The organism is Rhodoferax sp., from assembly GCF_013297935.1.
In the GTDB taxonomy this organism is placed as follows: Bacteria; Pseudomonadota; Gammaproteobacteria; order Burkholderiales; family Burkholderiaceae_C; genus Allorhodoferax.
The window spans coordinates 38,464-64,054 of record NZ_JAAFIX010000004.1; the positions used below are offsets into that span (position 1 = coordinate 38,464).

Annotated in this window: 22 protein-coding genes; 12 read left to right on the forward strand and 10 right to left on the reverse strand. The window is 62.4% G+C overall.

What is annotated here, in order from left to right:
- Positions 1-20 precede the first annotated feature (20 nt).
- The gene (locus tag QZW03_RS07435) at positions 21-953 is read left to right on the forward strand and encodes a glyoxylate/hydroxypyruvate reductase A (RefSeq protein ID WP_296509348.1); all 933 of its coding nucleotides are present in this window, start codon (positions 21-23) and stop codon (positions 951-953) included.
- A 5-nt stretch (positions 954-958) separates the two neighbouring features.
- A complete protein-coding gene (locus tag QZW03_RS07440) occupies positions 959-1,636 on the forward strand; it encodes a nitroreductase (protein WP_296509349.1) in 678 nt (225 codons plus the stop codon).
- A gap of 37 nt (positions 1,637-1,673) precedes the next feature.
- Here the strand turns inward: QZW03_RS07440 and QZW03_RS07445 are convergent, their stop codons facing one another.
- From QZW03_RS07445 to QZW03_RS07465, 5 genes are read right to left on the reverse strand one after another with little or no spacing between them, the layout of a single operon-like run.
- Positions 1,674-2,846, reverse strand: a complete 1,173-nt coding sequence (locus QZW03_RS07445) for a thiolase family protein (RefSeq protein ID WP_296509350.1) — start codon at positions 2,844-2,846, stop codon at positions 1,674-1,676.
- Entirely contained in the window at positions 2,825-4,255 is a 1,431-nt protein-coding gene (locus QZW03_RS07450; RefSeq protein WP_296509351.1) for an AMP-binding protein, read from the reverse strand. Before QZW03_RS07450 ends, QZW03_RS07445 begins: the two co-directional genes overlap by 22 nt.
- Positions 4,255-4,821, reverse strand: a complete 567-nt coding sequence (locus QZW03_RS07455; protein ID WP_296509352.1) for a biotin transporter BioY — start codon at positions 4,819-4,821, stop codon at positions 4,255-4,257. Before QZW03_RS07455 ends, QZW03_RS07450 begins: the two co-directional genes overlap by 1 nt.
- Positions 4,822-4,851: 30 nt before the next feature.
- Positions 4,852-5,445 (reverse strand): energy-coupling factor transporter transmembrane protein EcfT, encoded by a 594-nt coding sequence (locus QZW03_RS07460; RefSeq protein WP_296509353.1) that lies wholly within the window; start codon positions 5,443-5,445, stop codon positions 4,852-4,854.
- A gap of 3 nt (positions 5,446-5,448) precedes the next feature.
- Positions 5,449-6,156: an ABC transporter ATP-binding protein gene (locus tag QZW03_RS07465; RefSeq protein WP_296509354.1), complete on the reverse strand. Its 708-nt coding sequence runs from the start codon at positions 6,154-6,156 to the stop codon at positions 5,449-5,451.
- Between the two features lie 99 nt (positions 6,157-6,255).
- On the opposite strand from QZW03_RS07465, the gene QZW03_RS07470 reads away from it, so the two are divergent.
- From QZW03_RS07470 to QZW03_RS07480, 3 genes are read left to right on the forward strand one after another with little or no spacing between them, the layout of a single operon-like run.
- Positions 6,256-7,164: a hydroxymethylglutaryl-CoA lyase gene (locus tag QZW03_RS07470; protein WP_296509355.1), complete on the forward strand. Its 909-nt coding sequence runs from the start codon at positions 6,256-6,258 to the stop codon at positions 7,162-7,164.
- A gap of 24 nt (positions 7,165-7,188) precedes the next feature.
- A complete protein-coding gene (locus QZW03_RS07475; RefSeq protein ID WP_296509356.1) occupies positions 7,189-7,941 on the forward strand; it encodes a YbaK/EbsC family protein in 753 nt (250 codons plus the stop codon).
- Positions 7,942-7,947: 6 nt separating this feature from the next.
- Positions 7,948-8,589 (forward strand): 2-hydroxychromene-2-carboxylate isomerase, encoded by a 642-nt coding sequence (locus QZW03_RS07480; RefSeq protein ID WP_296509357.1) that lies wholly within the window; start codon positions 7,948-7,950, stop codon positions 8,587-8,589.
- Between the two features lie 16 nt (positions 8,590-8,605).
- Here QZW03_RS07480 and QZW03_RS07485 read toward each other — a convergent pair whose 3' ends face one another.
- Positions 8,606-9,868, reverse strand: coding sequence for a putative Na+/H+ antiporter (locus QZW03_RS07485; protein WP_296509358.1), 1,263 nt, complete (start codon positions 9,866-9,868; stop codon positions 8,606-8,608).
- A gap of 367 nt (positions 9,869-10,235) precedes the next feature.
- Here QZW03_RS07485 and QZW03_RS07490 point away from each other — a divergent pair, with 367 nt between their 5' ends.
- From QZW03_RS07490 to QZW03_RS07505, 4 genes are all read left to right on the forward strand, one after another.
- Entirely contained in the window at positions 10,236-11,972 is a 1,737-nt protein-coding gene (locus tag QZW03_RS07490; protein WP_296509574.1) for an MFS transporter, read from the forward strand.
- Positions 11,973-12,067: 95 nt separating this feature from the next.
- Entirely contained in the window at positions 12,068-12,256 is a 189-nt protein-coding gene (locus QZW03_RS07495) for a hypothetical protein (protein WP_296509359.1), read from the forward strand.
- 82 nt (positions 12,257-12,338) lie between these two features.
- Entirely contained in the window at positions 12,339-12,839 is a 501-nt protein-coding gene (locus tag QZW03_RS07500) for a hypothetical protein (RefSeq protein ID WP_296509360.1), read from the forward strand.
- A 68-nt stretch (positions 12,840-12,907) separates the two neighbouring features.
- Positions 12,908-19,444, forward strand: a complete 6,537-nt coding sequence (locus tag QZW03_RS07505) for an excinuclease ABC subunit UvrA (protein ID WP_296509361.1) — start codon at positions 12,908-12,910, stop codon at positions 19,442-19,444.
- A 27-nt stretch (positions 19,445-19,471) separates the two neighbouring features.
- Here QZW03_RS07505 and QZW03_RS07510 read toward each other — a convergent pair whose 3' ends face one another.
- From QZW03_RS07510 to QZW03_RS07525, 4 genes are all read right to left on the reverse strand, one after another.
- Positions 19,472-20,002, reverse strand: a complete 531-nt coding sequence (locus QZW03_RS07510) for a DUF2867 domain-containing protein (RefSeq protein WP_296509362.1) — start codon at positions 20,000-20,002, stop codon at positions 19,472-19,474.
- Positions 19,999-20,439 (reverse strand): hypothetical protein, encoded by a 441-nt coding sequence (locus QZW03_RS07515; RefSeq protein ID WP_296509363.1) that lies wholly within the window; start codon positions 20,437-20,439, stop codon positions 19,999-20,001. The genes QZW03_RS07510 and QZW03_RS07515 overlap by 4 nt, the downstream gene beginning before the upstream one ends.
- Before the next feature lie 65 nt (positions 20,440-20,504).
- Complete coding sequence (locus QZW03_RS07520; protein WP_296509364.1) at positions 20,505-21,773, reverse strand: glycosyltransferase; 1,269 nt, start codon at positions 21,771-21,773, stop codon at positions 20,505-20,507.
- A gap of 12 nt (positions 21,774-21,785) precedes the next feature.
- On the reverse strand, positions 21,786-22,181 hold the full coding sequence (locus QZW03_RS07525; RefSeq protein WP_296509365.1) for a hypothetical protein: 396 nt from the start codon (positions 22,179-22,181) through the stop codon (positions 21,786-21,788).
- Positions 22,182-22,306: 125 nt separating this feature from the next.
- Between QZW03_RS07525 and QZW03_RS07530 the strand changes: the two genes are divergently transcribed.
- From QZW03_RS07530 to QZW03_RS07540, 3 genes are all read left to right on the forward strand, one after another.
- Positions 22,307-23,221 carry a helix-turn-helix domain-containing protein gene (locus QZW03_RS07530; RefSeq protein WP_296509366.1) on the forward strand — a complete coding sequence of 305 codons (915 nt, stop codon included), beginning with the start codon at positions 22,307-22,309 and terminating at the stop codon, positions 23,219-23,221.
- 237 nt (positions 23,222-23,458) lie between these two features.
- Positions 23,459-24,106, forward strand: coding sequence for a DUF2239 family protein (locus QZW03_RS07535; protein WP_296509367.1), 648 nt, complete (start codon positions 23,459-23,461; stop codon positions 24,104-24,106).
- A gap of 86 nt (positions 24,107-24,192) precedes the next feature.
- Positions 24,193-25,488, forward strand: a complete 1,296-nt coding sequence (locus QZW03_RS07540; protein WP_296509575.1) for an MATE family efflux transporter — start codon at positions 24,193-24,195, stop codon at positions 25,486-25,488.
- The last annotated feature ends 103 nt before the right edge of the window (positions 25,489-25,591 follow it).

Here is a 25,591-nt window from a genome sequence, read left to right on the forward strand (position 1 = left end):
ACTGCGGTGAAAATGCGGGCATGACAACTTCTGTACGCATTACCTACAGCTCGGCAGACCAAGACGAAGCCAGCTGGATTCCCGGCCTGCAGGCGGCCCTACCCGGCGCTGAGGTTTCGCTGTGGCAGCCCGGCGTCCCCCAGGCCGACTATGCGGTGGTCTGGAAGCCCCCGCAGCAATTGCTGGATGAGCAACGCGGCCTGAAGGCCATCTTCAACACCGGCGCCGGGGTGGACGCGATGATGAAGCTGCGCCTGCCGTCCGGAGTGCCCGTCATCCGTTTGGACGACGCCGGCATGTCCGTGCAAATGGCGGAGTACGTGTGCCACGCGGTGATCCGCCACTTCCGTGAGTTCGATGGCTACGAGGCCGACATGGCCAGCGGAAAGTGGTCCTTCCGCAAGCCGCGCAGCCGCATCGACTACCCCGTGGGCGTGCTGGGGCTGGGGGTATTGGGCGAGCGGGTGGCCAAGGCCGTGGCGCAGTTCGATTTCCCGGTGAATGGCTGGAGCCGCTCACCCAAGACGGTGGAGGGGGTGCAGTGCTTTCATGGGGCTGCGCAGCTGGATGCTTTTTTGGCCGCCAGCCGCATCGTGGTGTGTTTATTGCCCCTCACGCCAGAGACCGACAGCATTTTGAATGCCCGCACCCTCGCACAACTCCGCCCCGGTGGTTATGTGATCAACGTGGCCCGTGGCGCCCATGTGGTCGATGCGGACCTGCTGGCCGCTATCGACAGCGGCCACCTCGCGGGTGCCACGCTCGATGTGTTCCGGGTGGAGCCACTGCCCAAGGGCCACGCCTTCTGGTCGCACCCCCACATCACCATCACGCCGCACACCTCGGCCCGCACCCTGCGCTCCGAGAGCATTGCCCAGATCGCCCGCAAGATTGCCGCGCTGCAAGGCGGGCAAACGGTCGCCGGCACGGTGGACGCTGCGCGGGGCTATTGATCTCTATGGTGGCGTTGGATTCTTTTTCTGCCCTCGCGCGCGCCCGCACATCAGTGCGCGGTTTTACCGATCAGTCGGTGCCCGATGACTTGCTGCGCGAGCTGTTGGTGAGTGCGCGCTTGGCTCCCAGCGGCGCCAACCTGCAGCCTGGCAGCTTTGTGCAGGTGCGCGGCGCGGTGCGCGAGTCCTTGTCGCAGGCTATGTCTGGTGCCTACCGCGAAGGCCAAGCCGAGGCTGAGGACTACAGCTACTTCCCCGAGCCCATGCCCGGCCATTTGCGCCGCCGGCAGGTGGCCGCGGCCCGTGCGCTCTACGACAGCATCGGCATTGCCCGCGAGGACCGCGCCGGGCGCGATCAGCAGTTTGAGCGCAACTTCCGCTTTTTTGATGCGCCCGTGGCGCTGGTGGTGACCATCGAGCGGGGCATGGGCAGTGGCTGCTTTATGGACCTGGGCATGGCCCTCTACGGCTTGCTGCTAGCGGCCCAGTCGCGCGAGCTCGCCAGCTGTGCCATCGGTGCGCTGGCCTCTTACCCCGGGCTGGTGCGCAGCCACTTGGGGCTGGGAGCCGATAGCCAGATCGTCTGCGGTGTGGCGCTCGGCTATGCCGACCCCACCCAGGCGGTGAACGCAACCCGCACCGCCCGTGTGGAGCTGGATAGTTTTTTCAAGGTAGTCGGCTAGCGCGTGCGGCGGATGGAGCCGATTCAGGCGGCCTGGCTCAGCGTCGCCACTGCACCAGCGTGGCGGCCCCGATGCCGCCAGCACCTGCGACTGATGCAAGCCCGTGGGCTCTTGCTTGCCCAAGTCGCTCCAAATCGGCCAGCACTCGCACTAGGGCAATGGCGCCGGATGCGCCAATAGGGTGGCCTCTTGCAATGCCACCGCCCAAGCGATTGATGGCGTGCGGCTCCAGGCCCAAGGCCCTGCAATAGGCCAGGCCCTGCACCGCAAATGCATCGTGCAGTTCCACCACGGCGCAGGCCTGCGCGTTGGGCAAGTTGCCGCGCTGCAGCACGGTGCGCGTGGCCGACTCGGCCGCCAGCAAGGGCATGGCCGGGTCCAGGCCCTTCGAGGCCGAGGCGAGCCATTGCGCACCGGGGGACAGGCCGTAGCGGGCTGCGGCGGCAGGCGTCATCATGAGCACCATGGCGGCTCCGTCTGCCCGGCTGGAAATTGCCAAGGTGCTCACCGCGCAGTCAGCGGGCGGACTCTGTGTGTGTGGCTGCGCTTGTGCCTGCACGGGCAGGCGGGCCGCCGCGCGCGCGGTCAGCAAGCGGGGGTAGGCATCTTGCGTGAGCCCGGCCACGGGCACTATTTCTGTGCGCAAGGCCGGCGCTTGGTCCACGGCGCGGGCATGGCTTTGCAGGGCGTAGTCATCCTGCGTGCTGCGGCTGATGCCGTGGGTGCGGGCGTAGTCCGCAGCGGCCTGTAGCAGGTCGGGGTCCCTAGCGGGGTCGGGAGCAAAGGCGGGGCGCTCATATGCCACCGGCAATTCGTCGGGCAGCAATGGCCGGTGCTGGCGAATGGGGGCCCGGCTCCAGGCTTCTACCCCTCCGGCCACCACCACCTCGGCTTGACCGCTGGCCAGCATGCCGGCGGCCAGGGCAATGGCGTCGAGCCCGGCGCAACATTGGGTGTCGACGGTGAGTGCGGCGCAGCGGTCCGGCAGCCCGGCTGCCAGCGCCACCATGCGGGCCGGGTTGCCCCCTGCGCCCAGGGCGTTGCCCAGAATCACGGCGTCGATGTGCTGCGCCGCCAGGCCGGCCCGCTGCAGCAGGCCGTGCAATACCGGCGCCCCGATCTCATGGGGCAAAAGCTTGCGAAACGCGCCACCATGCGGCGCCACCGCACTGCGCGCCCAGGCGCTGATCAGGATACGGTGGTCAGGCACGGCGAGGTGTCCGGGGTGTGGGCGCCCGAGGGCAACAGCCGCGCCAAAGCCATGTGGTCGGTTTTGCCGCTGGCGGTGAACGCCCACTGCGCGGGCGTCCAGAGCCGGCGGGGGATTTTGAAGGGCTCCAGGCGCGCGCGGCACCAAGCCTGCAATGCGTGCAGGTCAGGGTGCTGGGCGTCGCCCCGCGGCTCTGCCCATTGCACGATGGCCACCACCTGCACGCCGCGTTGCGCGTCCGCCAGGCCGTGCACCGATGCGCGGGCAATGGCCGGGTGGGCTTCGAGCACGGTTTCGAGCTCTTCGGGGAATAGTTTTTTGGCTAGGGTGACCAGCATGCGACTCTCGCGCCCGACCACGCGGAGCCGGCCTTGCGGGTCCAGGTGGCCGAGGTCCCGCACACACACCCAGTCGCCATCGCGAAGGGCTGCGGTGTGGTCGGTGCCGGCAGCCACGTAGTCCATGAAGAGCATGGGGCTGCGCACGTAAATCAGGCCATCCGGGCTGTCGGCTGTGGCGCCGCGAATGTCGAGCTCCACAGTGTCAAAAGGCTTGCCGACCAGGTTGTCGGGGAGGTCGGCATGCGACTCCGTCCAAGCGATAAAACTGGTCTCGGAGGCGCCGTAAAACTCAATGATGCTGGCCTCTGGAAACAAGGCTTGCAGAGCAGGCGTGTGCCCGCGCGGCCAGCGCGCACCGCTGATCAAAATGAGCTGCACGCCGGCTACAGGTGCCAGGTTCCGATGCTGTGCCCACTCCAACATCAAGAGCAACTGGCTGGGCACTGCCACGAGGCAGGGAGTCTCACCTGAGCGCAGGATGGCCAGGGCAGCAGAGGCCGAAAACTGTTCCTGCACCACCACGCCGCCACCGGTCCAAAGACCCAGCAACATGCCGAACAAAAACAGCGAATGCGAGTCCCGCCCCGGCGCGAGGATGCGGCCGGCCGCAGGTGCGCCAAAGGTGCGCAGGCAGACCTCGAAACTCTCGGTCCAGGACCGGTGGTGCCGCCGGAAACCCTTGGGCAGGCCCGTGCTACCGGAGGTGAAGCCGGTGTAGAAAGGGCTCTCGGGGCTGGGGTCGCGGCCGTCGTGGGGCGTGTCCGGCAGGCGGTCCCGCACGGCTTGCTGCACGGTTGGGGGCCAAGCCGAGTCGCTGACGGCGGCGCAGCGCCCGCTGGCAATCGTTGCCATGAAACTCACCAGTCGTTGCGCCAAGGGCAGCTCCGCGTCTTGGAGTACGGTGGCCGGTGCGCCGCTGGCCTGCAGGGTCGCGGCATGGGCGGCAACCTGCTGCGCCAGTTCGGCAAAACTCAGCTCACCCGCCTCGCTGCGGATGGCCGGGTGCGCACCCCGTTCGGTGGCCCAACGGGCCAGCCGGCTGTGGACCAGCTCCGGGGCCGCAGGCATCAGACGCCTTGTTTGCCGAACTTCCAGTCGGGCAGGCCGCGGGCCACGGTGTGGCACACCAGCGCGGTCAGCACGCACTTGATCAAGTCACCCGGCACAAAGGCACTGGTGCCGATCAGGGCCTGCTTCAGGCTCATGCCGGCAATGCCCATCAGTCCGACCACGCCGCTGGCATGGATCACCAACAAGCCACCCAGTGCAGATGCCACAAAGGCGCTCAGGGCAACCTTGCTGGGTGTAGAGGCAGGCAGGGTGTGCATGATCAGACCGGTCACGAATGCGCCCACCGGCCAGGCCAGCAAGTAGCCTGCAGAGGGCGTGAAAAACACACCAAAGCCACCGCGCCCGCCGGACAGCAGCGGCAGCCCAATGGCCACCGCCACCAAAAACAACACCAGCGCCTGGAGTGCACGGCGCGGGCCGAGCAGGCAGCCGGCCAACATCACGCCCAAGGTCTGCAAGGTGATAGGCACGCCCAAGGGCAGGTCAATTTTCGGGATCAGGCCCAGCACGGCCATCAGGGCGGCAAACAGGGCGACAAGGGCAAATGATTGGTTGCGTTGCATAGGATTCAGTCTCTCAAGAAAAATGTCGGGCTACTCGCCCAAGCGGACGTCGAGTGTATCGGCCACGCGGCGGGCGGTTTGCAGCATCTGGATCGTGAGCGGCGCCAGCAGTTTGAGGCCACCCCCCTTGCCGGTGCGCAGGCGGTAGGCATCGTCCAGGCGCTTCCAAGCCACAAAAAAGTGTTCAATAAAGCGCAGCATCAGCGCCAGTTGCAGCGCAAAGCGGTCCGCCCGCACTCCAAGGGGGGCCAAGGGCTTGAGCAAGCGCTCCAGCACGGTTTGCAGATCCCCGCTGCGGGTCGTGAGGGTGAGTGCAATGCTGAGCAGCGAAGCCGCCACCATGCGCAGCACACTGACCAGGCCCACCACCGGCTGCTGCAGCACAGCATGGAACACGAGCACCAGCGCCGCGGCAATGCCCAGCGCTTTTAAGAGGCGTATAGCTGGGCTCATGGCAGCCCCCAGCGACACGAACAGGAGCGCCGAGGCGGCACACGCCACACCCAGTGCCAATGGCGTACTGAGCCAAAAAATGCCTGTGCTCAGTAGCACCAACAGCCCCAGCTTCCAGCCGGCGGGCACGGCGTGCAGCCAGGTGCGGTGTTCGCTGTAGAGGCTGCCCATAGATCAGTTGACCACCGCAGTGCGGGCAGCCATGCGTGCGGCCACATCTGCCCGGTAGTCCGCACACACCGATGCGGGGTGCCCATCAGCGCGGACGCGACCCTGCTCCAGCCAGATCACCCGGTCAAAGCTCTGCAGGTGCTCCAGCACGTGGGTCGACACAATCACGGGTTGCGGCACCCGCGCCAGATCCTGGTGCAGCAAAGCCTGGCTGGGCAGGTCCAGGCTGGCAAAGGGCTCGTCCAGCAGGATGAGGGCGGGTTGGCACAGCAAAATAGCCAGCCAGCACACATGCTGGCGCTGGCCTTGGCTCAGGCTGCTGATGGCGCGCTCGGCCCATGCCTCCAGACCCCGGGTGGCGAGGAAAGCACGCGCTTGCGCGATAGCCTCGCGCCGTGGCATGCCGGTAGCGGTCAGCCCTAAGGCCAGCTCTTCTTGTACGGTGGGGAAAACAATCTGGTCGTCCGGGTTCTGGAACATCATGCCCACCAGGTTGGGGCGCTGAGCGTTGATGCGGAAAGCCGGCAAACCCTGCACCGTGACGCTTCCGGTGTGCGGCGCTTCCAGGCCGCAGGCCAGCCTGAACAGGCTGCTTTTGCCCGCGCCGTTGTCGCCGATGAGGCCGATGCGCGGCTCGTGCAGGTTCAGGGTCAGGTCATCAAAAACCGGGGTGTTGCCCCGTTTCAGGCCGGCTTGGAGGATGCTTAGCAAAAGGGCTGCCTTGAGAGTCTGGTGGGGAGGTCCGAGAAAGCCTTTGAATATACCAATGCACCTGAGCCGGGCCTTACGGTTCGCGGTTTAATAGGGCCCATGAACACACCTTCCCGCGTCAAGATCATTGATGTAGGCCCGCGTGACGGCCTGCAAAACGAAAAGCAACCGGTGCCCGCCGCCATCAAAGTGGAGCTGGTGCACCATCTGCAGGCTGCCGGCCTCCAAGAAATTGAAGTCACGAGCTTTGTTTCCCCGAAGTGGGTGCCGCAAATGGGGGACAACGCCGAGGTCATGGCCGGTGTGCAGCGCCAGGCGGGCGTGCGCTATTCAGTGCTCACGCCCAATATGAAGGGCTATGAGGCCGCTGCACTCACCCGGCCCGACGAGATTGTGGTGTTCGGCGCGGCCAGCGAGGCATTCAGCCAGAAGAACATCAATTGCTCCATTGAGGAGAGCATCGAGCGCTTCCGTCCGGTGGCGCAGGCTGCCAAGGCCGCTGGTATCGCGGTGCGCGGAGCGATCTCTTGCGCGGTGGGTTGCCCGTATGAGGGCGACATTGCGCCCGAGCGCGTGGCGCTGGTGGCGCGGCTGATGCGCGATATCGGCGTGGAGCATGTGGGCGTGGCCGACACCATTGGGGTGGGCACCCCGGTCAAGGTGCAGCGCGCCCTGGAGGCCACTTTGCAGTACTACACCGTAGATCAGGTGTCCGGCCACTTTCACGACACCTATGGCATGGCGCTGGCCAACACCCTGGCGTCGCTGGAGTTGGGCATCTGGCACTTTGATACCTCGGTGGCCGGCTTGGGTGGCTGCCCCTACGCCAAGGGGGCGAACGGCAATGTGGCCACTGAAGACGTGGTCTACATGCTGCACGGCATGGGCATAGACACCGGCATCGACCTCGACAAGCTGATCGATGCGGGCAAGTTCATCAGCGACTTTCTGGACCGCAAGCCGCATTCGCGCGCGGCCAATGCGATGCTGACTAAGCGCTTGGGCTAACTAGAAATCATGTGTGGAGCTGAATTGACTGAATTACCTGAAGGCGTGCAGCGCGTAGCGGCTGCACTGCAAGAAAAAAACCACCCTCATAGCCCGGTGATGCTCGACGGTGCTGCGCGCACGGCTCAGCAGGCGGCCGATGCCTTGGGGGTGGCTGTGGGGCAGATTGCCAAAAGCATCATCTTCAAGCGGATTGAAGACGACGCGGCGGTGTTGGTGGTGACCTCCGGCGACCGCCGGGTCGACGAAGCCAAAGTAGCCGCACTGGTGGGGCCGCTGGGCCGGGCCAATGCGGGCTTTGTGAAAGAGCGCACCGGCTTCTCTATTGGCGGGGTGAGCCCGGTGGCACACGCTATGCCGGGTGTCACGCTGATCGACCGCGAGCTGTTCCGTTTTGAGCAGGTCTGGGCGGCAGCCGGCCACCCGCACGGGGTGTTTCAGTTGCAGCCGCAAGACCTGGTAGCGCTCACCGGCGCACCGGTGGCAGATGTAGTGGAAGTGCCGGAAGACGAAAATGTGCTGGACGCCTTAGCGCGCGAAAGTGCTATCAAAACGCTAGCTGCTCGCGCAATATCGGTGAGGGCTATGGCCGAAAATATACCTAGCCCGTGTGTCAATGTGTGCCGCATGGATACCGGCAGCGGCCTGTGCGAAGGCTGCTTTCGCACCATTGAAGACATCCGCGAATGGGGCCGCAGCGATGACGCGGCCAAAAAGCGCATGTGGGCCCACATCACCGAGCGCCTGCAGCAAACCCACCCGACCGCATTTGCCTGAGTCGCTATGAAGCAAATCACTTTTTACCTGGACTTCATCTCTCCTTACGCCTACCTGGCGTTTGACGAGCTGCCGCGCGCGCTCATGGGGCTCAGCTACAGCGTGCGCTACAAGCCGGTCTTTCTGGGCGGCCTGCTCAAACACAATGCCGTGCTGGGGCCCGCAGAGGTGCCGCCCAAGCGGGAGTGGATTTACCGCCATGTGCAGTGGCTGGCCCGCCGGCAGGGCTTGGCGCTGAGCTTTCCGGCTACTCACCCCTTCAACCCCTTGGGCCTGTTGCGCCTGGCGATTGCGACCCAGGCCGAGGGCTTGCCCAACCGGTATGTGTGCGAAACCTTGTTCCAACACGTCTGGCAGGGCGGGGGCGATGCTGCGGACCCCGCGCGCCTGCAGCAGGTGTCCGAGACCTTGGCGCCCGCACTGGACCCTGCGGGCGACAGCGTGAAAGCCCTGCTCAAACAGCACAGCGAGGAGGCCGTGGCCCACCGGGTGTTCGGGGTGCCAAGTTTTGAAGTCGACGGGCGGGTCTTTTGGGGGCTGGATGCTTTGCCGATGCTGCGCGCCTACCTGGAGGGGGGCGAAGGCTTCAGCGAGGCGGAGTGGGATGGCGTGCGCGCCATCCCCTCGGCCATTCCCCTGCGGAGCTAGGGCCGCAGGGTCTGTTTCAGTACGGGAACAGGCGGAAACACAGAATCGCCACGATGGTCGGGGGCAGGGCGCCCACCAACAGGCCCAGCGGCGAAATGGCGCCCTCATGGAAGGTGGACTTCAAGATCGAAGCGCCGGCCGGGTTGGGCGCATTGGCAATGATGGTCAGGCCCCCGCCGGTCACTGCGCCGGTGAGCAGTGCGTATTTGAATTCCGGTGTCAGCCCTTCCACCAGCGAGCCCAGGTAGGTGAGCGCCGCGTTGTCGGTGATAGCGGTCAGCGCGGTGGCCCCGAAGTACACCGTGGTCTCGTTCATGCTGAGCAGCAGAGGCTGCAACCACCACTGCTGCATGCCGCCCAACACCACCAGCCCGCCGAGGAAGAAGGCGACCAACAAGCCCTCGCGCAAGATCAGTCGTTCTTGCTGGTAGGCCGGATAGGCAGTCACTACGCCCATGAACAGCAAAAACACAGCGATAAAGGCCGCAGGGTGGTGGGCAAAAATCACAATCGCCACCAGAAACGCCAGGTGCAGGCTCACCATCCAAGCCGGAACGCCGCTGTAAGGGGAGTGGGTGGAGTACGGCATGGCTTTCAGCTCTTTGGCGAACAAAAAGGTGAGCACCCCGGCGTTGATGAATACGGCAATGGCGGCTTTCCAGCCCACATGCGTCAGCATGTAAACAATGTCCAGGTTCCATTTTGCGGCCACCATCAGCACGGGCGGAGCGGCAAAGTGGGTCAGCGTGCCACCGATAGAAATGTTGACGAACAGGGCACCGAGCGCTGCGTATTGCAGCCGACGCGATGCTTTGGCAAACACCGTGTCTTTCATCAGGAGCGCTGCCAGGGTCATGGCTGCAGGCTCGGTAATGAAAGACCCCAGTAGGGGCACGATGCCTAGCGCCGTGAAGAAAAACGCCATAGAGCGGTGCATGGGCAGCATGCGCACCATCACTTGCACTGCGGCAGACGACACTTGCAACACCGGCTTGCTGGCGGCCACCACCATGATGGCAAACACAAACAAAGGCTCGGTGAAGTTGCGGGTGTCCAGGTACTGCATGGCAGCCGCAAAGCCCTCCATGATGCCCATCAGGCTCATGAAAATCATGGCCCAGACACCGAACACAATTTCCACCTCCGCCAACAAATGCCACACCCCGGCGTGGGCCGGGCGGGTATGGGCCAAATGTTCAAAAAACTTGGTGGAAAAGGTGTGGATCAATGCCAGTGCGAACAGGCCCGCGGCCACCGCCTGCATGGTTGTCGGATTCATGGTGTGTATCTCCTGTCGAGCCCTCGCGGGTCTCTTTATGTTTTGAGGCGACGGAATTGTAGGCACGGACTCCCGTGCAGAGGCTGAAGGCTCGCTGAACATCTGTCACCTTTCCTGACAGACGCACTTTAGAGGTCGGTCATCACCTCGCGGGTATACCCTTTCGCCATCCAGAATTGCCACAATGTGGAAAGACCCCGCAGGGTTTAACCCTATTCTGTCAGTGCTGCGTCAGTTTGGCGCAAGCCAGCGTTGGTTTGGTGTCAGAGCAGGGTCAGTGGGCGCTCCAAGAATACGCACAAGCCTTCATGTCGAGGGCTGGAATAACGATTGGAGACAAACAATGGCAAACGCAGCCCCACGTCCGATGTCGGCAGAAGAGAAGAAAGTTATCTTCGCTTCGTCGCTCGGTACCGTTTTTGAGTGGTACGACTTCTACCTGTACGGTTCTTTGGCAGCCATCATTGCCAAACAGTTCTTCAGCGGTCTGGACGAAGGCTCTGCTTTCATCTTCGCGCTGTTGGCGTTTGCCGCGGGCTTCATCGTGCGTCCATTCGGCGCGCTGGTGTTTGGCCGTTTGGGCGACATGATCGGCCGCAAGTACACCTTCCTGGTGACGATCCTGATCATGGGCTTGTCCACCTTCATCGTGGGCCTGTTGCCAAACTACGCTGCTATCGGTGTGGCCGCTCCGGTCATTCTGATCATCTTGCGTTTGTTGCAAGGCTTGGCACTGGGTGGTGAGTACGGTGGCGCAGCAACCTATGTGGCTGAGCATGCACCCCACGGCAAGCGTGGCGCCTACACCGCCTGGATTCAGACCACGGCGACTTTGGGCCTGTTCTTGTCCCTGATGGTGATTCTGGGCACCCGCACCATCATCGGTGAAGAGGCGTTTGCAGACTGGGGCTGGCGTGTTCCGTTCCTGGTGTCCGTGATCATGTTGGGCATCTCGGTCTACATCCGCTTGAGCATGAACGAGTCTCCTGCTTTCACCAAAATGAAGGCAGAAGGCAAGACCTCCAAGGCACCTCTGTCCGAGTCGTTCGGCCAGTGGAAAAACCTGAAGATCGTGATCTTGGCCCTGATCGGTTTGACCGCCGGCCAAGCCGTGATCTGGTACACAGGCCAGTTCTACGCCTTGTTCTTCTTGACACAAGCGCTGAAGGTGGACGGTCCTACCGCCAACATCATGGTGGCGATCTCCCTGATCATCGGCACACCGTTCTTCATTGTGTTCGGTGCTTTGTCTGACAAGATCGGCCGCAAGCCCATCATCTTGGCTGGCTGCTTGTTGGGTGCTTTGACCTACTTCCCCGTGTTCGAAGCCCTGACCAAGGCCGCTAACCCCGACCTGTACGCCGCACAACAGACCGCCAAGGTGACTGTGACTGCCGATCCCGCTGAGTGCTCGTTCCAGTTCAACCCCACAGGTACCAAGAAGTTCACATCCAGCTGCGACATTGCCAAGCAACGTCTGGCCGGCGCTTCGGTGTCCTATGAAAACGTGGTGGCTCCCGCCGGTACGCCTGCGGTCATCAAGGTCGGTGAGACTGTGGTGAACGTCAAGTACAGCCCGGAAGACATTGCTGCTGCCAAGGCAAAAGCTGAAGCCAAGTTGGCTGATGTGTCTGCTGCGAACCCCGTGGATGAGAAAGCTGTTGCCGCTGCCAAGAAGTCGGTGGCTGACCTGAGCAACGAAAAGACCGCCGGTGGAGCCCTGTTGGGTGCCAACCTCGGTGCAGCTTTGAAGGCTGCCGGCTACCCTGCCAAGGCTGACATGGCCAAGTTCGACAAGGTCAAAGTCATCATCATCCTGGCTTACCTGGTGTTGTTGGTGACTATGGTGTACGGCCCTATTGCTGCCATGCTGGTGGAAATGTTCCCGACCCGTATCCGCTACACCTCGATGAGCTTGCCGTATCACATCGGTAACGGTTGGTTCGGTGGTTTGTTGCCTACGACCGCTTTCGCGATCGTGGCCCAGACCGGTAACATGTACAACGGCTTGTGGTACCCCATCATCATCGCGGGTGCAACCGTGGTGATCGGTGGCCTGTTCATCAAGGAAACCAAAGACGTTGACATCTACGCCAACGACTGATTTTTGCGAGTGAAGTGAGTTAACGCCCCGGTCTACAAGCCGGGGCAATTTACAGGCTCTCCGCTCCGGAGGGCTTTTTTTTTGAAAGAAGTGGTATGTGGAAAATGGCTGTGGGATTTGCGTTGTTTGCCGGCTTGGCCTTGTTCATTTTGAGCAAAGGTGGCGACATTGATATGAGTGGTGAAAAGCACGGGGCGGATGCCATGCATTCGGAGACTCCTGCTGCCGCAGCCTCTGCGCCGGTCGCCGCACCTGCTGCGCCTGCAGCCAGCGAAGCCAAATAATCTCCCCGGGCTAGGGAAAACGTGGGGGTCGACGTGCCTCCATGGTGACGCTTTGGCGGGGAGGCAGTCCTAAAATCCCCCCATGAAATTCATAAAGACAGACGTTGGACAAAAAGCGTTCAAAGAGCGGGCACCCGTGTTTTCGGCCCGCCAACGCTCCGCCTTCATTCTGTTTGATGGTCAGAAAACTGCCGATCAAGTGTTAACCGCCACGGCTGGCATGGGCTTGACCCGGGCCGATGTCGATTACATGGTGCAGCAGGGTCTTCTGGCACCTGTTGTAGGAGACGACTTGGCACCGGCCCCTGCAGCGCCAGTTGCTTCAGCGGATGCCATAGAGATTGCCGAGCAATCGGTCAGTCCGCAACCTCCGGTGAGTGATCGTTCCCCCCAAGAGCGCTACAGCGACGCCAAACCAATAGCTACCAAACTCACGGCAGGCTTGGGTTTGCGAGGCTTTATGTTGAATCTTTCGGTAGAGTCTGCAGCGGGTTATGACGACCTTCTGGCCTTGCTGCCTAAAATCCAAGATGCTGCGGGTGCCAAGGCTTGTCGGGACCTCGAACGGGCCCTGAAAGGCTAAAGCCACAGCCCCCCGCGGGTCGGGGAAAGGTCCCTAGAATGTCTCTCCCCACCTAGAGAGCATTCACCATGACCCAGGGCACCATCCGCATCCGCGGAGCGCGACAGCACAACCTCAAGAACCTTGATCTGGACATCCGCACGGGTGAGTTAACGGTGGTCACCGGGCCCAGCGGTTCGGGCAAGTCCAGCCTGGTGTTTGACACGCTGTATGCCGAAGGCCAGCGCCGTTATGTAGAAACCTTCAGCGCCTACGCGCGCCAGTTTTTAGACCGTATGGACAAGCCCGCGGTCGACAAGGTGGAAGGTGTGCCGCCCGCCATCGCCATCGACCAGACCAACCCGGTGCGCTCCAGCCGCTCCACCGTGGGCACGATGACGGAGCTTAACGACCACCTCAAGCTCTTGTTCTCCCGCGCCGGCAGCTTGTTTGACCGCGACACCGCGCTGCCTGTGCAGCACGACACCCCCGAGACGATCTACAGCAGTCTGCTGCAGCGCGCTGCGCTGGAGGGCAACCCGCGCTTGGTGCTTACCTTTCCCGTGGAGCTGCCCGGCAACGCCACACCCGACGAGGTTACCCAGTGGCTGAGCGCCAGCGGCTTTACCCGGGTGCAGGCAGAGCGCGAGGTGGCCCGGCCTGTGGCCGCAGAGCCCACCAAAACTGGCGCTGCCAAAATCAGCAAAAAGGCGGCGCTCCCCGCATCGAAGACGGTGAAGGTCCTGGACGTAGTGGCGGACCGCTTCCGCATCGACGGGGTTGAAAAAGCCCGGGTGCTGGAAGCGATTGAGACTGCCCTCAAGCGCGGGGGCGGTCGTTTGAATGTTTATGTGTCAAAAGAGCCTCTGGCACAGGTAGATGTTGCGCCAGTAGCTCCTGAAACGATAGCAAATGCTGCGCCGGAGATCTGGCGCTTTTCCACCGGGCTGCATTGCCCGCAGAGTGACATTCGGTACACCGACCCGATCGCGTCGATGTTCAGCTTCAACTCGGCCGTGGGCGCCTGCGACGCTTGCAGGGGTTTCGGTCGGGTGGTGGGCGTGGACTACGGGCTGGTGATTCCCAACGACAAGCTCACGCTGCGCGCCGGTGCGGTCAAGCCCATGCAGACACCCGCCTGGCAGGAATGCCAGGACGACCTGATGCGCCACGCCGAGGCCAGCGGCATTCCGCGTGACACGCCCTGGTACAAGCTGACGCAAGAGCAAAAGCACTGGGTGCTCAAGGGTTCGCCCAACTGGAATGGCAAGTGGAACCAGCATTGGTTCGGCGTGGACCGTTTCTTTGAGTACCTGGAGACCAAGGCGTACAAGATGCACATTCGCGTGCTCTTGTCCAAGTACCGCAGCTACACCACCTGCCCGAGTTGCAATGGCTCGCGCCTGAAGACCGAGAGTTTGCTCTGGCGTATTGGCACCAAAGCCCAGGCCGACATGGCGCTGGACCCGGCCAAGCGCTTCATGCCCACCGGCGTGAAGTGGTCGCGGGAGCAGTTGGAGGCATTGCCGGGCCTGTCGCTGCACGACTTTATGCTCATGCCTTTGGATCGGCTTAAGCGGTTTTTTGATGCCTTGCAGTCTGATTTGGGCATATTGGCGGGGGCGGAGTCCGGGGTGCCGGCAGAGGCCTCATCAACTCGCTTCGCGAGTAGCAAATCGGCCTCTTCCGGCACCCCGGACTCCGCTTCGCGTCCGGAAGATATCGCGCCGAGCATCCCAGCCGCAGGCAGGGGTGTGCAGGGGGCCGATTTTGCAGTTGCGCAGCAAATGCATGAGGCACCCGGCGTACCCCTGCCTTCGGCCCCATCGGAGAAAACTGCCAACGCACCCACTGCGTCTGAAGCCGAATTCAAGACCCTCAAGCTCTTGTTCGAAGAAGTGGGCACCCGCCTCAAGTACCTGTGCGACGTGGGCATTGGCTACCTCACACTAGACCGCCAGAGCCGCACGCTCAGTGGTGGCGAGGTGCAGCGCATCAACCTCACCACGGCGCTGGGTACCTCGCTGGTGAACACCCTGTTTGTGCTGGACGAGCCCAGCATCGGGCTGCACCCGCGGGACATGAACCGCATCATCGTGGCCATGCAGCGCCTGCGCGATGCAGGGAACACGCTGGTGGTGGTGGAGCACGACCCCGCGGTAATGCTGGCCGCCGACCGCATGATCGACATGGGTCCCGGCCCGGGCGAGAAGGGCGGCAGCATTGTGTTTGACGGCACGACCGATGCCCTCAAGAGTGCCGATACTTTGACCGGCGCATACCTGGGCGGCCGCAAGCAAGTGGGCATGGGCTTTAAGCGCATGGTCACCGCCAACCACCCGCGCCTGGTTCTGGAGGGTGTGACCGAGCACAACCTGCAAAACGTGTCGGTCGAGATTCCGCTGCAGCGCCTGGTGTGTGTAACCGGTGTCTCGGGCTCCGGCAAGTCCACGCTGATTCAGGACGTGCTGGCTCCTGCGCTCTTGCGCCACTTTGGCAAAGCCACCGAAACCCCCGGCGCTCACACGCACCTGCTGGGTGCGGAGCAACTTAGCGACATGGTGTTTGTGGACCAGTCGCCCATCGGCAAAACCGCCCGCTCCAACCCGGTGAGCTATGTGGGCGCATGGGATGCAATCCGTGAGTTGTTCGCGGGCGCTGCCTTGTCCAAGGAGCGCAGCTACACCGCCAGCAAGTTCAGCTTCAACAGCGGTGACGGGCGCTGCCCGACCTGCGGTGGCTCGGGCTTTGAGCATGTGGAAATGCAGTTTTTGAGCGACGTGTATTTGCGCTGCCCAGACTGCGATGGCAAGCGTTACCGTCCCGAAATTCTGGAAGTGACGATTGAGCGCAAGGGCCGTAACGTCAATGTGGCCGATGTGCTGGACCTGACCGTCAGCGAAGCGGCTGATTTGTTCAGCGCGGATCGCGATGTGATCCGAGTGCTGCAACCCATTGTGGATGTGGGGCTGGAGTATGTGAAGCTGGGCCAGCCCGTGCCCACGCTGTCGGGTGGTGAGGCGCAGCGCCTCAAGCTTGCGGGCTTTCTGGCCGAGGCCGCCAAGAGCGCCAGTGCGAGCCGGCAGTTGCTGGCGCGCAAGGGCTCGCTGTTCATGTTGGACGAGCCCACCACCGGCTTGCACTTTGAAGACATCGCCAAGCTGATGCGCGCTTTGCGCAAGCTGCTGGACGCGGGCCATTCCCTGGTGGTGATTGAGCACAACCTGGATGTGATTCGGGCTTCCGACTGGCTGATTGATCTGGGCCCCGAGGGGGGCGAGGCGGGCGGGCAGGTGGTGGCGTTTGGCACGCCTGAAGACGTGATGCTCCACTCCTCGTCGCACACCGGAAAGGCTTTGCGGGATTACGCGGCGGCTATGGGGGTGATTCATGAGGTGGCGGAGGCTCCGGTTGCGTATTCGGTGGGCGCTGCGGCGGATGGGCTGGTGCCCATGGCCTCATCAACTCGCTCTGCGAGTAGCAAATCGGCCCTGGGCGCCAGCCCATCCACCTCCGGTGCTGGGTTGGTCGATACCTCGAACTCCATTCGCATCGTGAATGCGAAGGAGCACAACCTCAAGTCGCTGTCGGTGGACATTCCCCGGGGTAAGTTCAGTGTGGTGACTGGCGTGTCGGGGTCGGGTAAATCGACCTTGGCCTTTGATATTTTGTTTAACGAAGGCCAGCGGCGTTACCTGGAGTCTTTGAACGCTTATGCCCGCTCTATCGTGCAACCCGCAGGGCGGCCCGAGGTGGATGCGGTGTATGGCATACCGCCCACGGTGGCCATCGAGCAGCGCCTCTCGCGCGGGGGGCGCAAGTCTACGGTGGGCACGACCACTGAGGTGTGGCATTTCTTGCGGCTGCTGTATGTGAAGCTGGGCACCCAGCATTGCTACAAAGATGGTGCGGCCGTTGAGCCGCAGTCGGCGGACAGCATTGCCGCCCAGTTGCTCAAAAGTTACCGGGGCCAACACATTGGCCTGCTGGCGCCGCTGGTGCAGGGGCGCAAGGGCGTTTACACCGAGCTGGCCGACTGGGCCCGGCCACGCGGCTTTACCCATCTGCGGGTGGATGGCAACTTTTTGCCCACCAGTGGTTTCCCGCGCATTGACCGCTTCAAGGAACACAACATTGAGCTGCCCGTGGCCAGCCTCGATGTCACGCCTGCCAATGAGTCCGCACTGCGCACCGCCCTGGCCGACGCATTCACGCACGGCAAGGGGCTGGTCTATGTGTTGAGCGACATTGGCAGTTTGCGCGAGGTCATGGCGGCGGGCGACTCGGCTGCTGGCATCGGCAAGCTGCAGGTGTTTTCTACCAAGCGCGCCTGCCCGGTGTGCGCCACCTCGTATGCCGAGCTGGACCCGCGCCTGTTTTCGTACAACAGCAAACACGGCTGGTGCCCCGATTGCGTGGGCACCGGTGTGGCGCTCACCAAAGAGCAGCGCAAGGTGTTTGACGACTCGGTGAAGGACGACGACAACAAGGGCCGTGAGCAGACCTTTGCCGAAGCCGACATTGAAGACCTGCACGACGCGACCTGCACCACCTGCAACGGCACCCGTTTGAATGCGACTGCGCGCAACGTCAAGTTCGCGGGAGTGGGCATCACCGACATTGCGCGCCTGAGCGTGACCGATGTGCGCCAGTGGGTGCAGACCTTGCAAGTGGCCGGTGGCATGACGCCCCGCGAGGGCGACATCGCCCGCGACCTGGTGCCCGAGATCCGCAGCCGCCTGGAGTTTCTGGAAGAAGTGGGCTTAGGCTATCTCACGCTGGACCGTGGGGCGCCCACGCTCAGTGGTGGCGAGGCGCAGCGCATCCGTTTGGCAGCGCAGCTGGGTAGCAATCTGCAGGGCGTGTGCTATGTGCTGGACGAGCCGACCATCGGCCTGCACGCGCGGGACAACAAAATTTTGCTGGGGGCTTTGCAGACTCTGAGCGACAAGGGCAACACGCTGGTGGTGGTGGAGCATGACGAAGACACCATTCGCCATGCGGATCACATCATCGACATCGGGCCGAGTGCGGGCAAGCGCGGTGGGCGCTTGGTGGCGCAGGGTTCGATTGCGGATGTGCAGTCGGCACCTGAGTCACAGACCGGGCGCTATTTGTTGCATGCGATGAAACATCCTCTGGCGTTGCGACGCGGAATGGTTTCGCTTGCGGAGTCTTTGGCGCTGGGCGCGGAGGAGGCTGGTACGCCGGGAGCCTCATCCATTCGCTCCGCGACTGGCAAATCGGCACCCGACGCACCAGCCTCCTCCGCGGTGATGGGTAAGCCAGCAAAGAAACTGAGTGCGAAGGCACAAAAGGCAGCCGTGGAGGCAGCGCGCATTCTGGACAGCGCTGCCGCCAATACTGAGCTCGCCGAACGAGCCAAAGTAGCCGCCGAATACGCAGCGTTAGCCGATCGCCGCACCGCAAAAATGTCCGTCGCAGCCGCGGGTAGCCCGGCAGTGGGTGACGATTTGGCAGTTGCGCAGCAAATGCATGAGGAGCCCGTTGCCGGACTACCCGTGGCGAGCTCAGCAGAAGCCATCGAATACAAGCCCAAGATCGACTGGCTCACAGTCAACAACGCCACCATGCACAACCTGCAAGGCGTGACCGCCCACGTGCCTTTGAAGCGCTTGGTCGCCATCACCGGCGTCAGCGGCTCCGGCAAAAGTACGCTGGCGCGCGACGTGTTGCTGGCCAACGTGCAAACCGCCGTGCAAAAGCGCAGCACCAAAGCCGGGCGTGATGCGCTGGAGGCTGGTGAGCAAATCGACTGGCTGGGCTGCGAGGGCGTAGCAGGCTACGAGTCCATAGACCGCGTGCTCGAAGTGGACCAAACCCCCATCGGCAAAACACCGCGCTCCTGCCCGGCCACCTACATCGGCTTTTGGGACACCATCCGCAAACTCTTTGCAGACACGCTGGAAGCCAAGGCGCGGGGCTACGCGTCCAACCGCTTCAGCTTCAACACCGGCGAGGGCCGCTGCCCCAGCTGTGAAGGGCAGGGCATGCGCACCATCGGCATGAGCTTCTTGCCCGATGTGAAAGTGGTGTGCGAAACCTGCAAGGGTGCGCGCTTCAACCCCGAAACATTGGCGGTGACGTGGCGCGGCAAAAACATTGGCGACGTGCTGCAAATGGAAGTGGACGAAGCGGTGGAGTTCTTTGCCGCCATGCCCGTCATCGCGCATCCGTTGCAGCTGCTCAAAGACGTGGGCCTGGGCTACCTCACGCTGGGCCAGCCCTCACCCACGCTCAGTGGTGGCGAGGCACAGCGCATCAAGCTGGTGACCGAGCTATCCAAGGTGCGTGACGACATTGGCAAGCGCGGCAACAAAGTGCCGCACACCCTCTACGTACTCGATGAGCCCACGGTGGGCCTGCACATGGCCGATGTGGAAAAGCTCATCCACGTGCTGCACCGCCTGGTCAACGGCGGCCACAGTGTGGTGGTGATTGAGCACGACCTAGATGTGATCGCCGAAGCCGACTGGGTGCTGGACCTGGGGCCTGAAGGCGGCAACGGCGGGGGGCGCGTGGTGGCCGCCACAACGCCGGAAGACGTGGTCAAGCTGGGCACCCACACCGGCAAGGCGCTGGAGGCGGTGCTGGCGCGGACTTGATGATGGAGTGCGCAGCCGCCCCGGCCGTCAATACCCATAACGCAAGGTGGCTGGGGCGATGACCTTGTGCGCGGGGCCAACAAACAGCATGTACAGCCATCCGAGCCAGTTCTTTTCGTGCACCACGGTCGTGAGCACCAATTGCGGCACACCGTTTTGGCTTATTTTGCAGACAGACACCTGTACCTTCAAGTGCTTGTCATCATCGCCCATGATGAATTCGTCGTCGGACACGTGCATCACGGTAAAAAAACCGAGTCGGTCGCCGACCATGTAGTCGCTTGCGGCTTTTCTTGCGTCGAACGCTTGCGTGAAGCTACCCTGGTTCTTCAAGCCCACCAAGCCCACAATGCGGTTGCGCACGCGCATCAGCGCGTCAACCCAGGCCGGTACTCTCGAAAAAATACGCAGCGCCAACGCAGCGGCGGCGGCCTGCGAGTCCTCCGCCCGCAGGGTTAGAACATAGCTGTCGTAAAACGTTGCCCCAGCCAGACGCGTGGCGATCTCACTGGGCCGTGGCACTTCGCAGACGGATACCGAGGCAATGGTCTTTCTCATGACACACCTGCCTTCACAACAGTGGCCAGCGACAAGCCAACCAGCAGTGCTCCCAGCATGCCCACGAGTACGATCGCGCCGAGCTTGTGTTGCACGCTATCGAGTTGCTCAAATCGTTCCCACTGGCCCGCATGTGCCGCTTTGGCCCGCGCAAACACCACGCCTACGCATAGGCTGTTGGCCAATACCGCCAGTAGACCCAAGCCCACTTTGAGGGCGAGCCAGAAACTCGGTGGGACCTGCGCCAGAATCAGGCCGCCTGTCACCACCACGGCCATAAAGGCTGGAATTTCGACCCAAATGTCCACCCGCTTGTGCAGGTCGGCCAGCAGCAGTTCCGACGCCCGCCCTTGGCCCAGCAAGGCACGTTCAAACAAGGCTTCGGTCAAAACACATCCGAGCCACAACCCGATCGACAAAAGATGAAGTACCAGCATTTATATATTCTTCTCAAATTTTTAGCATAGAAGCCAATGTCAGCCCTTGTGCACCGGCATTTGAATCAGCAATTGTGCAATGCGCTTTCGATGGCCTTGCATAGGGTCTTGGGATCGTGACTTTGGTTGAAGCGCGCTGCAGCAACCGCGCACTGGGTTTGAATGGATGGGGCATTGCCAAGCGTGCGCAGGTGACGCGCCAGCTTGCGGGTACTGAGGTGTTGCGCGTGAATCACCGTACCAACGCCGAGGGCTTTGACGCGGTTGGCGTTATCGAACTGGTCCCACGCAAAAGGAACGACCAGTTGGGACGTTCCTGCCCGCAAGGCCTCTGCGGTGGTGCCAATGCCACCGTGGTGAACCAGCGCAGCACAGCGCGGGAGCAGTGTTGCCAAGGGCGCATAGGACTGCCATAGCACCGAGGCGGGCAGTTCGGCCGGCACCTGGCCACGATCCCGCGTCAGAAAAATAGCGCGGCGGCCCAATTGTTGAACCGCTGCCAACGCACAGGTAAAGAAGTGGGCTGCGTGCAGGTTGCCCGTGCCGGGTGTGAACACGACAGGCCGCTCGCCGCCGTCGAGAAAGTCGCCAAGCGCAGTAGAAAGCGCCGCTTCGTGGCTACCCTCAAACAAGGGGAAATCGCCAGAAATCAAGGGCTTTGGCCAATCGGGCGGGGTGGGGGCATACCAGGCAGGAAACAAGGTAATCGAGAGGTCGGGGGCCTGGGCGATGTGGTTCAGAAATGACGGCACTTGCGCCAGGCCCAAAGCAGCCCGCACGGTATTGATTTGCGCAACGGTGAATGGGTCAATCCAGCCCTTCTCCACGAAGTGCCACAGAGCCCGACGCCATGCCATGGGGACCCAGTGCGGTATGGCGGTGGCGCCTATAGTGAGTGGGTCGTGGCAACTCTTCAAGTTGCCGGGTGCCAGGTAGGTGGCGACCACGGACTGAACCCAACCTTGCTCTCGTGCGATCACGGCCCCTGGTACCGCAAACGGATGGGCAATGACCACGGTGCGACGCCCGTGCGCCACGGATTGAATGGCACCACGGACTTGCTGCAGTTGGTCGCCATAGTCCTTCATCAACGCTTCAAAGCCCTTTTTGGGATTCCATAGGTCGGGGTTGGCCAGTACCCGCTGGTACTCTGCCTCACTCCCGATCCCCACGAAGGGCAAGTTCGCGTCCTGAACCAGTGGGGCGTGGATGCTGTTGGAAATGACGGTGACGTGTTGGCCCAATGCCCGCACTGCGCGTGCCATGGACATAAAGGGGTGAACATCGCCCGTAGTGCCTACGGTGAGGAGGATGTAGTGCGTGGTCTCCGGCATAGGGTTGAGCTTTCAGCGGGGTAGCGCCGGGTACCGAACGCTCCACAGCCCCAAAACGCCCACCGGCAGCAGCAAGACCCATTGCGGCAGCTGCAAAAGCATCGCTGGCCCGGCATAGAAAAGGTCAATACCAATGAACACCGCGCCGAAGCTCAACCACAGGTACGACACGAGGGTGACGGTGGCCATGGATGCCGGAGTGGGCTTGCGATACGCCAGCGCCAAAGCAATGGCTGAAATGGCGAGTACGACCGTCACCATATGCCAGCACGCCAGTAGCATCAAACTGATTCTGGGGCTGATGTTGGATTGCAGCAGCGGCGCTTCGATTTCGAGCGTTCCGCCAAAGGTGTGGAGCGCGGCGGTAAAACCCGCGAGTAGGGTCGCGGCCAGCAGGGGACGGTTCATAGAGGCTTTCGTAAGTCAAGGCTATTGGTTGCTGCTGGGAATTCTGCGCGGCGGGGGAAATGTTGTATTGAACGTTTTCGACACCTGGACCTCGCAGGTTTGTGGGCAGCATTTAAACTGGCGCAATGGCCAATCCCAGTGTCAGCACCCTTGCGTTTGATCACGCGCTGTGGCCCAGCGGAACGTTGTGGCAACCCCGGGTTTCGCTTGGCGCTTGCATTCGTGCAACGCTGGTGCGCAGCACACTGGGCGCTGATCTCGCTGATGCGCAGCGATTCAATCACTTCCCGGCAGCTCCGCTGTGCAGCCTGACATGGTGGTTCAGCGGCGCTGGCTTCAGCGTGGCGCCGCCTGGCAGCGTGGGGTGGGACTCTGCGTTAGCGTCCAAGAAACCGATGCCCGGGCGATGGGTATTCAGTGGGCCGCAAACCGGTCCGGTTTCGACCTGGTGCCCGGGGCCCACCCACTTCCTGATGGTGCTGATCATGCCGGATGCTTTGGAGGCGTTGACGGGGTTGCGGCTGGAGAATCTGACCGATCAACTGCTTGACGCAAACGAAATCCTGCCAACCGATTGGCTGCCCATGCTCGAGACCGTGCAGCAAGCGCCCGACGATAGGCAGGCCTTGCAGCGCTTGGAAGACTTTTTAGCCCCGCGGTGGCAACAGTGCCGATCCCATCAGAGTGGGATGATGCGACGCTATGCGGATTGGGTTGCTTACCTGGCGCAGCGTGCAGCATTGTCCGGGCCGGGGCGTAGCCTGCGTCAGTGGGAGCGTCGCGTCAAACGCTGGTCCGGCCTGCCAATGCGGGAGTTGCTGGTGATGGAGCGCGCAGAAGATGCCTTTCTGGCTGCGTCCGCCATGGCCGCACGAACCGATCGCAAAGTGGATTGGGCGCAGATTGCGGCGGACACCGGCTATTCAGATCAGTCGCACATGATCCGTGCCACCCGCCGCGTGACCGGTCTTTCGCCGCAGGCATTAAGCCAGGGCATTCAGCATGACGAAGGCTTCTGGGCCTATCGACTCTGGATGTAGTCGCCGAAACCGATTGTTACTCTGCCTCCATCCGAAGGCGAAGGGCGTGTGATACGCCGGAAGATTAGGTGGCCCTGGGCACGCTTGCCGATGTGCAGGCCGCACCGGAGTCGTATACCGGGCACCACCTGTTGTTCGCCGTCACAAGCATAAGTGGCTCCGGCAAGTCTGCCCACGCAACCATGCCTTTAATTTACCCGGGTATAATTAATGTATAAATTAAATCCGGATAAATATATGGCATGGTTAGATACGCCGTCTACGGCATTTGAAGGCAGCCGCCGCATTGCCAGTGGCACGCTGCGCGAGGTGGCGCTGGCCACCAAGCCCGTGGTGGACCAGTGGGCCAGCAGCGTGAGCCCGCCGCCCATTCTCATTTTCGACGCGGCCACCAGCGAGGTGATCGATCTGGATTGGCGGGGGTCACTGAGTGATGTGGTGCACCGCCTGAGCGTGTTGGCCCCGGCTATGGATGCCGCAAATCAGCCGCCGTCGGCAGAACCCGAAGACGAACCTGTTGCCAATGAACCGCGTGGTCGCGGGCGGCCCAAGCTGGGTGTGCAAGCGCGCGAAGTGACCCTGCTGCCGCGCCACTGGGAGTGGCTTGCCTCGCAGCCTGGCGGTGCCTCGGTGGCGCTGCGCAAGCTGGTGGAGGCGGCGCGCAAATCAAGTGAAACCGCAGACCGCGTGCGCCGCAGCGCAGCCGTGACCTACAAGTTCATGTCCACCATGGCGTCCCACGAGGCCAGCTTTGAAGAAGCCAGCCGCGCACTGTTTGCAGGCAACGCCATGGGTTTTCAGGCTTGCATCGCACTGTGGTCTGCCGACGTTCAAACCCATCTCATGGCCATCGCACGCGATGCCTTTCTCACACTGGAGCACTAGCCTTGGCACATCCTCACACAACAACCCCGGCGCCCGGCGCACAAACGCCACCGCTGTGGAAGGCCTACTTAGCGTTCCTCGTGCCCATGGTGATCAGCAACATCCTGCAGGCGGTGTCCGGCACGGTGAACAACATTTACCTGGGGCAAATGTTGGGCGTGCAGGCGCTGGCGGCCGGTACGGCGTCGTTTCCGCTGATCTTCATGCTGATCTCTTTCATGATCGGTTTGGGCATGGGCGCCTCCGTGCTCATCGGCCAAGCCTGGGGGGCTAAAGAGCCGGAGCGGGTGCGTGAGATCGCCGCCACCACGCTTACCGTAGGCGCAATCGCAGGACTGGTGGTTGCGGTGTGTGGTGGCATCTGGACCGAAGACGTTTTGCGCGCTCTCGGCACCCCGCAGGATATCCTTGCCGATGCTGTGACCAATGCACGCGTAACCTTGGTCACTTCGCCGGTGCTGTTTGTGTTCTTGCTCATCACGTCCATGCAGCGTGGTGTGGGCGATACCAAAACACCGCTCAAAACTCTCATCATCTCTACCGCTGTGGGGCTGGTGTTGGCACCTGCACTCATCAAAGGCTGGCTGGGCCTGCCGCAGCTGGGTGTGGCTGGTTCAGCAACAGCATCAGCCATTGGGCTGTTTGTGGCCCTGGCGTGGACCGCGCGCTACATGCGCCACACCCGCCACCCCATGGCGCCTGATGCGGCGTTTCGCAAGCACCTGGGCATCAACAAGCCAGTTTTGGCCAAGGTGGTGCGCATCGGGCTGCCCACGGCGGTCACGGTGCTGACCATGGCGTTGTCGGAGTTGTCGGTGCTGTTTCTGGTGAACGGCTTCGGCTCGCACGCCACTGCAGCCTACGGTGCGGTGAACCAGATCATCTCGTACGTGCAGTTCCCGGCGCTGTCCATTTCCATCTCTGCCTCTATCCTCGGCGCGCAGGCGATTGGCGCGGGGCGTACCCACATGCTGGGGCAGATTGCCAAGACCGGCATTGTGTTGAACCTGGTGTTCACGGGTGCGCTCGTGGTTGCGGGCTACGCACTGTCGCGGCCCATTCTGGGGCTGTTTATAGCGGACTCCACAGTGGTGGACACCGCCCAGTCGCTGCTGCACATCATGCTGTGGAGCATTGTGATTATGGGCATGTCCACCGTGCTGTCGGGGCTGATGCGTGCCAGTGGCACGGTGGTAGTGCCCACGGCCCTGAGTGTGCTGGCAATCATCGGGGTGCAGGTGCCGGTGGCTTGGCTGCTGAGCCAGCGCTACGGCTTGGATGGCGTATGGGCTGCTTATCCGGTCGCATTTGTAGCCATGCTTGCCATGCAAACCACTTACTACCGGATGGTGTGGCGCAAGAAGCCGATCAAGCGCCTTTGAAATAAACCGAAACAAACCGAAACTGCGCTGACACCCTGTATCAAGGGTGCGGCGGCACCATAGCGGCATGTTCAACCACTCCTTGTGAGACAGAAAGCCTCTT